Below are 8,421 nucleotides of genomic sequence, written 5' to 3'. Positions count from 1 at the left end.
GGGCCGCCCGGCGAGTCCCCTACCGGAGCCGCCCTCCGGGACCACTCTCGGGGGCCGGCCCGGCCGGGCCGGCCCCCGAGAGTGGTCCCGGAGGGCGGCTCCGGTAGGGGACTCGCCGGGCGGCCCTGGAAGGAGCCCCCGCTAGGCGGGCGCCTGGCCGAGCGTTCCCGGAAGCCGCCCCCGAAGCCGGCCCCGCCAGGCGGCCCCGGGCCGGGTGGCCGCGGACGCTGGCGCCCGGAAACCGGCTTCGCCGAGCGGCCCCAGACGGCTGCTCCGCCGGGCCGGCCCCCGACAGGTTCCGGAGGGCGGCTCCGGTGGGGGACCGGCCGGGCGGCCCTGGAAGGAGCCCCCGCCGGGCGGGCGCCTGGCCGAGCGGTCCCGGAAGCCGCCCCCGAAGCCGCCCCCGAGGCCGGCCCCGGGCCGGGCGGCCCCGCCAGGCGGTCCCGTCGAGCCGCCGCCAGAAGCCGCCCCCGGAAACCGGCTTCGCCGAGCGGTCCCCGGCAGGGGACGGCGGCCCCCGGCACGGGACGGGCGGCCCCCGAAGGCCGCCCCGCGCGCACGGTGCTCACGGGGTGCGTCTGGCTTCGGCCTGGTGATGGTGCGACGCTGGGAGGAGCGGCCACCGCCTGCTCGGGATGGTCCCTCGCCCGGTCCGTACGGGCCCCCACCGCCCAGCAGAAGGCACCGCACCCCCATGGTGAACCAGCACGAACCGTCGGCCGTGCCCGCAGGCACGCCCGCCGGACGGCCCGGGGCGCTGACCTGCCGGACCGGCCCCGACGGCACCACGGTGATCACCCTCGTCGGCGACCTCGACTCCGACTGCGCCACCCGACTCGCCCGCGCCTTCGCCGAGGCCGGCCACGCCGGCAGTACGACGGTCGTGGACTGCACCGGCATCACCTTCGTCGGCCTGGCCGTCCTGCACGTCCTGCTCGACGCGTCCACCGCCCAGAAGTTGGTCCTTGCCGGGCCCCTGCCGCACCCCCTGACCGTCCTTCTCGACGGTACCCAGACCCGCGGCGCCTTCACCCTGGCCGACACCCTCCAGGACGCCCTTCCCGCGGACCCGCCTGCCCCGGACCAGGGCGGCTGAGGCCGCAGCACCCGCACCCGCCGGCACCCGCCGCCATCCGCCGGCACCCGCCGGCACCCGGCCGAGCCAGTGGCCCCGCTGGCGCCCGTCGCGGGTTTCGGGTCTGGCGAAACCGGAATCGCAAATCGTATAATTTCGGGCATGGAGCAAGTCGAGCCTCGGAGCAACTGGACGTTCGTCACGAACCATGCCCGGATCCTCGCCATGATCCTTCGTGACCCGGAGGTCCGGCTCCGTGACCTGGCCAGCGGTTGCCAGCTCACGGAACGGGCGGCCGGGGCCATCGTCGGCGATCTGGAGAACGCCGGCTACCTCAGCCGCGTGCGCCGTGGCCGCCGCAACCACTACGAGGTCACGCCCGGGACCCTCTTCCGCCATCCGGCCGAGAGCCACCACGAGGTCGCGGACCTCCTGCACCTGCTGGTCGACCTCGGCCCCCGGTCCCGGGCGGCCAGCACCCTCCGGACGGACGGTGACCACCGTGAGCGCGTACCGCGCGGCAGCTGATCCGCACACCGTGCGGCGGCACCGCTGCCCTGCCTGCCAGGGCCCTGCCCACCCGGGCCCCGCCCGCCGGGGCCCCGTCGCCGTCGCCAGGTCTTCTGCCCGAGTTTCGGGGTGCTGAAGGGAGCAGGCCATGACATCTCTTCCCGACCGTCTGCCCTTCGCGGCCGAGGACGTCAGCGGCACCCTGCGCCCGTCCGTCGTCACGGTGGTCTTCGAGCCGGGACCACAGCGAGTGCTGGCCCGCGTCCGCGGCGAGATCGACATGGAGGACGGCACCGGACTGCGTCAGGACCTCACCGCGGCGCTGGAAGGCAGCCGCGAGGGCCTCGACGTCGACCTGTCCGAGATCACCTTCTGCGACACCACCGGCCTGCACATCCTTCTGGACCTGGACGAGCTCGCCCGGCACGCCGGCAAATCCCTCGTACTGACCGCCCTCAGCCGACCGGTCGCCCGCCTGCTGTACCTGAGCGGGGTGCAGCAGCTGTTGACCGTCCGCGCCTGCACGATCCCGGCCCGGCGGGGACGATAGAAGCCTGATCTACGGGGAGGCAGCCGTGGCGCGTGACCGGATCGGCCTGGGCGAGGTGCTGCAAGCAGCCGAGCGGGCCGCCCCCGTGCGCTCCCTCGATGTCGTGGCGCGCAACCTCCGGGACCGGTTCGACGCCCGACTGGTGTCGTTCCTGTTCGTCGACATCGTCGGACGGCGCCTGCTGCGCGTCCACGACACCACTGCCGAGCCGGGACAGCAGCCCGCCGAACAGGTCCCCCTCGCGGGCAGCAGCATCTACGACGACGTCCTGCGCTGCCAGGAGGTGGTGGTGCGGGCGGACGGCCAGGACGGACACCGGGTGCTCGCCCCGGTCACCAACCGCGGCGACACCATCGGCGTCCTGGAACTCTTCCTCGCCGAAGCCACGCCCGAGGTACGCGCGCAGGTCCAGGAGGCCGCGCACGCGCTGGCGTACATCATCGTCACCGACCGCCGCTTCACCGACCTCTACCACTGGGGCAACCGCACCGGCTCGGTCAGCCTCTCCGCCGAGATCCAGCGCCAGCTCCTGCCCACCGCCTCCTGCTGCCAGGCCCCCGAGTTCACCCTGGCCGGCGCCCTCGTCCCCGCGTCCGACATCGCCGGTGACACCTACGACTACAGCCTCGACACCCACACCCTGCACCTGTCGATCACCGATGCCATGGGCCACGACGTGAGCGCCTCCCTCATGGCCACCCTCCTGGTCAACGCCTCCCGCGGCGCCCGCCGCGCCGGATGCGGCCTCCAGGAACAGGCCCACCAGACCCACCAGGCCCTCCTGGACCACGGGCGCCACAGCATCGCCACCGGGCAGCTCCTGCGCATCGCGCTGGACGGCACCCACGCCGAACTCGTCAACGCCGGCCACCCCTGGCCCCTCCTGCTGCGCGACGGCACCGTCACCGAACTGCCCTTGGCCGTGGATCTGCCCTTCGGCATCCCTCAGCAGGGCCTCTACCAGGTCCAGAACCTCGACCTGCACCCCGGCGACCGCCTCCTGCTGCACACCGACGGCATGCAGGAACGCAACGCCGCCTCTGTCGACCTGCCCACCCTGCTGCACAAGACCGCCTCCGAGCACCCCCGCGAGGTCGTCCGCACCCTGGTCGGCGCGGTCACCGACGCCTACGACGGCCACCCTCCCAAGGACGACGCCACCGTCCTGTGCCTGGACTGGCACGGCCCCGACGGACAACGACACTGAGCAGCCGGACCCGCCGCGCCCCGCAGGCCCGCAGGCGCCCCGGATGGCGGTCCGGGGCACCTGGACCGCGGTCCGCCCCGGCAGCTGTCCGCCCCGGCAGCTGTCCGCCGCGTCAGCTGCCCGTCAGGTCAGCCGCCCGTGAGCCCGGCGGAGGTGAGGTCGTCGGACAGGTCTCGATCCCGCAGCATCCGTTCCTCGATGAGGCGGCGGAAGCCGGGAAGGGCGAAGCGCTCGCCGGTCGCGGTGCCGGGCCCGGGGATGCCGGCGATCTCGGCCATGAGCTGCTGCGGCTGGGGCTGCCACCCCACCACCAGCACGCGCAGGCCCAGGAGTTCCGCGCGGCGGTGCCAGTCCAGCAGGTGCAGCAGTCCACCGGCCGTCATGGACCTCATGTCGCGGACGTCCACCATGAGGTCCCGTTCGTGCCCGGTGACGGCGTCCAGGACCTGCCGGAGCGCCCCGCCCGAGTCCTCGCCGAGTTCGCCGTCGATCCTGGCCAGGACCGAGCCGCCGCAGTGATGCACACCGACAGTGATCAAAGCCCACTCCTCCCACCCGCAGACCCGTGCGCCTCCGGGTCCCCCATCCTGGCCCGCCCGTCACCCGTACGCCCGCCAGGCGCGCCCGGCCATCCCCGACGACGTCAGTGGCAGACGCGGGTCAGCCGCGCTCGACGGCTTGCGGGGGGACGCCGTCGCCGGTTTCGGGAGCGGCTCGCAGGGTGAAGAGGTGGCGGCTGCCGGTCAGGTCCATCACGTGCAGCGCCTGCCGGCGCACGCCGAGGAGTTCGAGGCGACCGCCGTCGCTCCGGACGCGTTCACGCAGGGCGAGGAGCATGTTCAGGCCGGTGGAGTCCATGAAGGTGACTCCGGACAGGTCCAGGGCCAGGACACGGCCGCTCACCGGCACCGCGTCGGTGACCTCCGTGACCCGGGGGCAGGTGTCGAGGTCGAGTTCCCCCGTCACCGTCACGACGGTGGTGTCGGTGTGCGTGTGGACGTGCACGGCGAGTTCGGGGCGCATGGCCTTGTCCGCCGTTCGTGTCGGAGCCCATCACGGTCGGCTCCCACGACAGAGCGGCGGAGGAGGCCGTAAAGCGCGCGGCGCCGGGCCGCACACAGCCGAGCGAGACCACCCGTGCCGTCCGTCGGCCACTCAGAGGTGACCGCTCGGTAGCGCGGGGTCTCCCACCGGACCAGGCTGGTTCCCACGCCCCTTCCCCACCAGGCGGCCTTCACGCACGCGGGCCGAGCAACAGGAGCGGCCCCCAGGGGAAGCCGGGTTCCGCGTGGGGGCCAGGTCCGGGGAATCACCCATGGCGGCGGGCCCGGGGCGGGCGGCACGGTGGGAACATGACAGAGCGCACAGCGAAACTGACCAGGTTCTCCTTGCTCGCAGCCCCCGTCCTCCTCATCGTCTACGGGTCCGTACGCCTCCTGGTGGAGGGGTCCAGGGAGCCCGGCGCTCCGTGGATCGTGGGCCACTTCGCCTTCCTCGGCGGCGTGTTGTTCTTCGGCGTGGTCTGCGAGGGACTGCGGCGCACCGTTGCCGCCTCCGGCGGGCGGGCCCGCCGGAGGGTGGCCGCAGTGGGGGCGGCCGCCGGGCTGACGGGTGCGGCCGCAGCCGCCGCTCAGGCCGCGATCGACCTGTACGTGGGATTCCGCGCGGCCGACAAGCCGGAGATGAAGGAGATCTTCGCCCGGGTGCAGGACGTTCCTGGGGTCCTGCCGGCCGTGTACACCGTCGGACCGCTCTTCCTCTACCTCGGGATGATCACCCTCCTCGCCGGCCTCAAAGGCCCCGGCGTCGCCCGCTCGCTGGTGCTCTTCGTCCTCGGCACGGTCGCCATGGCGACGAGCCTGGACCTGATGCCGCTGGGCGGTCTGTGCTACGCCCTGGCCTTCGCGCCCCTGCGCCGCCACGTGCCCGGCCCCCGACCTTCCGTGGGCGCAGTCCCCGTACGCGTCGACAGCCGAACGCCGTAGGACGCGGGCCACGCGATTCGACCGGATGCAGCAGCTCAGCATGCAGCAGGCCGGCCGGACACCGAGCGTGGTTCCACGGGCATACGACCATGGGTGGTCGTCGAGCCACCTGACGGGCGCGGTCTGCGCCGGATCACCATCAAGGGCGAGGTGGTGGGCACTGCCTGGTCGCTCCGCGATCTGCGGAAGATCCTCGGCCGCCTCGACTACCCCGAGGACATGGACCTCGACGACCACTCCCAGGTGGACTGGCGCGGCGGCGACAGCAGCGTGTGGCCCGACGACCGGGGCTGGAAGCGCCATGTCGTCGTTGCCCTCATGCTCGTGGGGCTGCTCGGTTCCCTGGCCCTGCACGCCGTCATCGGCTGGGCGGATGCCCTCGGGGCGCTGACGTTCGCCCAGCGTCTCGTCGGCGTCCTGTTCCTGCTCGCCGCCTTGGTCCAGGCCGTTGCGCTGCCCGCTGCCGTCGACCACTGGGGCAGTCGGCAGGTCAGGCTGTCCGGGGCGCTGGTCCTCCTCAGCGTGCTCATGACGCTGGCCACCACGACCCTGCTCCTGTTCCTGTGGCTCCAGGAACGCGAACGCGTAGCGGCCGTCCTGCTGTTCCTCGCTCTGTGGCTCTGGGCGTTGTGGGCCCTGCGCGTACTCATCCGCGAAAAGGTGTGGAGGGGGATCCCGCATCCGAGAAGGTTCGCGGCGGGGGTCACCGTGACGGCGCTCCTGACGGCCCTCAGCCTGGGCTATTCCAGCATCTACCAACCCCTTGTCGCCCCCTATCACGTCATCCTGAACGCAGAATTCGGCACACCGCGGACCGACGCCGATTCTCCCTATATCCACGTTCCGCTCAAGCTCTACGCGAAGAATGACGGAGGGATACCGCTCTACATCGTCGTCGACGACTTCACGGTCTACGGCAAATCGGTCGAGTTCAAGATGGAGCAGGTCGTCACGCTCCCCAAGCGGACCGACTACCAGACCCTGAACGCCGTCCTGCAGTTCGCCATGCTGAGGCAGGACCGCGGGAAGCTCGACGAATAATTCAGCTACGAAAAGCCTTCCTGCTACGGCCTGGGCTGGGTCTCCGTCAACTCGGAGGTATCCGTCAAGGGATTGCTGAAGCAGGCGGATTCCTGACGACGGTAGGCGGCGGCCGGACGCGACGGGTCACCTGGTCCCGCCCGGGCGCCGGTCCGCCCCGTGGCGCCGAGCGCCGCGGGCCGGACCGACCGGGCCGCACCGGGCCGGACCGGCCGTACCGGGCCGGACCAGGTCGGGGCGGGCCGGACCTGGGCGGGTCCCCGACCGGGTCAGTGTTTCGGACCGTGCGCCGTGTCGCCGTGGTCCCGGTCAGGGGCGGAACGCGTCCTCGCCGTGTCCTGCTGGGCCCCGGTGTTCGGGGTCAGGGCGTCGCCGCCCTCGCCGTCCTCGTGCCCGGGCGCGAGCGCTTCCTCGGCCTCCTTGCGGGCCGCGCGGTCCCCGGCCTCGCCCGGTGCCTGGGAGGGACTGGTGCGGCCCTGGTCGTCACGGCTCATGTCGGCTCCTTCCGTCGACGGGTACGGGCCGGGCGGGCCCGCCATGGTCGTGCTGCGCGCCTTCCCCGGTTCGGCCGCTCGACGCGCCCCTGGCCGGAAAACACCGCAACCCGGTCCCCCGGTCAGGCGCCCTCCGGCGGACGGCATTCCTGGCCCGTCCCGGCGCGCGCGGCCGCCGCGTGGGACGGGTTCCAGAGCTGGTGGGCCTCACCGCGGGCGAGGTGGTCCTCGTAGATCCGTACCTTGGTCCGCATGACGTCCAAGGCCTCCTGGAGCTCCCCGATCTGCGCCTCCACCTGACGCTCGTGCTGCCGCAGCAGTTCCAGCCGCTCGTGCTCGTTCCCCGGACCCTGGCGGACCAGGTCGATGTACCGCCGGATCGTCGCCAACGACATGCCGGAGGCCCGCAGCTTCGTGCAGATCGCCAGCCACTCCAGGTCCTCCTCGTGGTAGACCCGGCGCCCGCTGGACAAGCGGCGTACCGGATTGGCGAACAGTCCCTCCCGCTCGTAGAACCGCAGCGCGTGCACGCTGAGCCCACTGCGCTGCGCCACCTCGCCGATGCTCAGATCCATGAGCACACCCTCCCCGTCACACGGCAGTTGATCTAGACATGACTCTAGGTTCTAGCGTCGGTCCGTCGGCCGTCGGAGCCGACAGGATGGTGGGAGAACATGAGCGTGTGGTTTGTCACCGGTGCCTCGCGCGGGCTGGGCGCGGAGATCACCCGTGAGGCACTGGACCGCGGACACCGGGTGATCGCCACGGCGAGGGACAGGTCGGCGGTGCTGCGTGCGTACGGCACGGAGCCGGACGGCCTGCTGGCGGTCAGCGCGGACGTGACCGAACCGGAGCAGCTGGCGGCCGCGGTGCGGTCGGGCCTGGAGGCGTTCGGCCGGATCGACGTCGTGGTCAACAACGCGGGCTACGGTCTGGTGGGCGCGATCGAGGAGACCTCCGACGCCGCTGCCCGGGCGCTGTTCGACGTCAACGTGTTCGGCGTGCTCAACACGTTGCGGGCGACCCTCCCGACGCTGCGCGCCCAGCGCTCCGGGCACGTGCTGAACATCGGCTCCGTGGGCGGCTTCGCCACCGCTCCGGCGGTGGGGCTGTACGGCGCCTCGAAGTTCGCGCTGGAAGGCATCTCCGAGGCGCTGCACGGCGAGCTCGCCCCGCTCGGCGTACGCGTCACGATCGTGGAGCCGGGCGGCTTGCGCACCGACTTCCTCAGCGGCTCCAGCCTCCAGGTCGAACAGGCCTCCATCGAGGACTACGCCGCCGGCGCAGGGCCGGTGCGCGACGCACTGGCCCGCAACGACGGCCGCCAGCCGGGCGATCCGGTGAAGGCGGCCAAGGCCGTCGTCGACGTCGCCGAGGCCCCCGAGCCGCCGCTGCGCCTGCAGCTGGGCGCGGACGCGGTCGAACGCGTCGAGGCCAAGCTCGATCTGGTGCGCCGTGAACTGGACCAGTGGCGTGAGGTGGCCGTTTCGGTCGCCCTCTGAGGAAGCCGGTCCGCCCGCGCGGGCGGAGGACGCGCGGGCGGGAGGGGCGTGCGGGGG

At 72.8% G+C, this 8,421-nt stretch carries 11 protein-coding genes; 7 read left to right on the top strand and 4 right to left on the bottom strand.

Translation table 11 applies throughout. The features are described from left to right. Window positions 1-694 precede the first annotated feature (694 nt). The 4 genes from EF918_RS28260 (at window position 695) to EF918_RS28240 (ending at window position 3,342) form a co-directional block, all read left to right on the top strand. Window positions 695-1,096 carry an STAS domain-containing protein gene (locus tag EF918_RS28260; RefSeq protein WP_185921957.1) on the top strand — a complete coding sequence of 134 codons (402 nt, stop codon included), beginning with the start codon at window positions 695-697 and terminating at the stop codon, window positions 1,094-1,096. Window positions 1,097-1,237: 141 nt separating this feature from the next. Continuing rightward, window positions 1,238-1,603: a MarR family transcriptional regulator gene (locus EF918_RS28250; RefSeq protein ID WP_185921956.1), complete on the top strand. Its 366-nt coding sequence runs from the start codon at window positions 1,238-1,240 to the stop codon at window positions 1,601-1,603. 130 nt (window positions 1,604-1,733) lie between these two features. Further along, on the top strand, window positions 1,734-2,135 hold the full coding sequence (locus EF918_RS28245) for an STAS domain-containing protein (RefSeq protein WP_125651761.1): 402 nt from the start codon (window positions 1,734-1,736) through the stop codon (window positions 2,133-2,135). A 25-nt stretch (window positions 2,136-2,160) separates the two neighbouring features. After that, the gene (locus EF918_RS28240) at window positions 2,161-3,342 is read left to right on the top strand and encodes a PP2C family protein-serine/threonine phosphatase (protein ID WP_125651760.1); all 1,182 of its coding nucleotides are present in this window, start codon (window positions 2,161-2,163) and stop codon (window positions 3,340-3,342) included. 128 nt (window positions 3,343-3,470) lie between these two features. Here EF918_RS28240 and EF918_RS28235 read toward each other — a convergent pair whose 3' ends face one another. Together EF918_RS28235 and EF918_RS28230 are read right to left on the bottom strand one after the other, a co-directional pair. Then, entirely contained in the window at window positions 3,471-3,881 is a 411-nt protein-coding gene (locus EF918_RS28235) for a hypothetical protein (protein ID WP_125651759.1), read from the bottom strand. Between the two features lie 121 nt (window positions 3,882-4,002). Further along, window positions 4,003-4,365, bottom strand: coding sequence for an STAS domain-containing protein (locus EF918_RS28230; protein WP_125651758.1), 363 nt, complete (start codon window positions 4,363-4,365; stop codon window positions 4,003-4,005). A 329-nt stretch (window positions 4,366-4,694) separates the two neighbouring features. Between EF918_RS28230 and EF918_RS28225 the strand changes: the two genes are divergently transcribed. Both EF918_RS28225 and EF918_RS28220 read left to right on the top strand, forming a co-directional pair. Further along, a complete protein-coding gene (locus EF918_RS28225; RefSeq protein ID WP_125651757.1) occupies window positions 4,695-5,327 on the top strand; it encodes a hypothetical protein in 633 nt (210 codons plus the stop codon). A gap of 93 nt (window positions 5,328-5,420) precedes the next feature. Beyond that, window positions 5,421-6,368 carry a hypothetical protein gene (locus EF918_RS28220; RefSeq protein ID WP_125651756.1) on the top strand — a complete coding sequence of 316 codons (948 nt, stop codon included), beginning with the start codon at window positions 5,421-5,423 and terminating at the stop codon, window positions 6,366-6,368. Window positions 6,369-6,637: 269 nt separating this feature from the next. Here EF918_RS28220 and EF918_RS28215 read toward each other — a convergent pair whose 3' ends face one another. Further along, complete coding sequence (locus EF918_RS28215) at window positions 6,638-6,862, bottom strand: hypothetical protein (RefSeq protein ID WP_125651755.1); 225 nt, start codon at window positions 6,860-6,862, stop codon at window positions 6,638-6,640. 122 nt (window positions 6,863-6,984) lie between these two features. After that, the gene (locus tag EF918_RS28210; protein WP_125651754.1) at window positions 6,985-7,437 is read right to left on the bottom strand and encodes a MerR family transcriptional regulator; all 453 of its coding nucleotides are present in this window, start codon (window positions 7,435-7,437) and stop codon (window positions 6,985-6,987) included. A 99-nt stretch (window positions 7,438-7,536) separates the two neighbouring features. Between EF918_RS28210 and EF918_RS28205 the strand changes: the two genes are divergently transcribed. After that, complete coding sequence (locus EF918_RS28205) at window positions 7,537-8,364, top strand: oxidoreductase (protein WP_125651753.1); 828 nt, start codon at window positions 7,537-7,539, stop codon at window positions 8,362-8,364. Window positions 8,365-8,421 lie beyond the last annotated feature (57 nt).

The sequence above is a fragment of the Streptomyces sp. WAC06614 genome, from assembly GCF_003949795.1.
Classification (GTDB): domain Bacteria; phylum Actinomycetota; class Actinomycetes; order Streptomycetales; family Streptomycetaceae; genus Streptomyces.
This window is presented reverse-complemented; position numbering and strand designations above follow the sequence as displayed.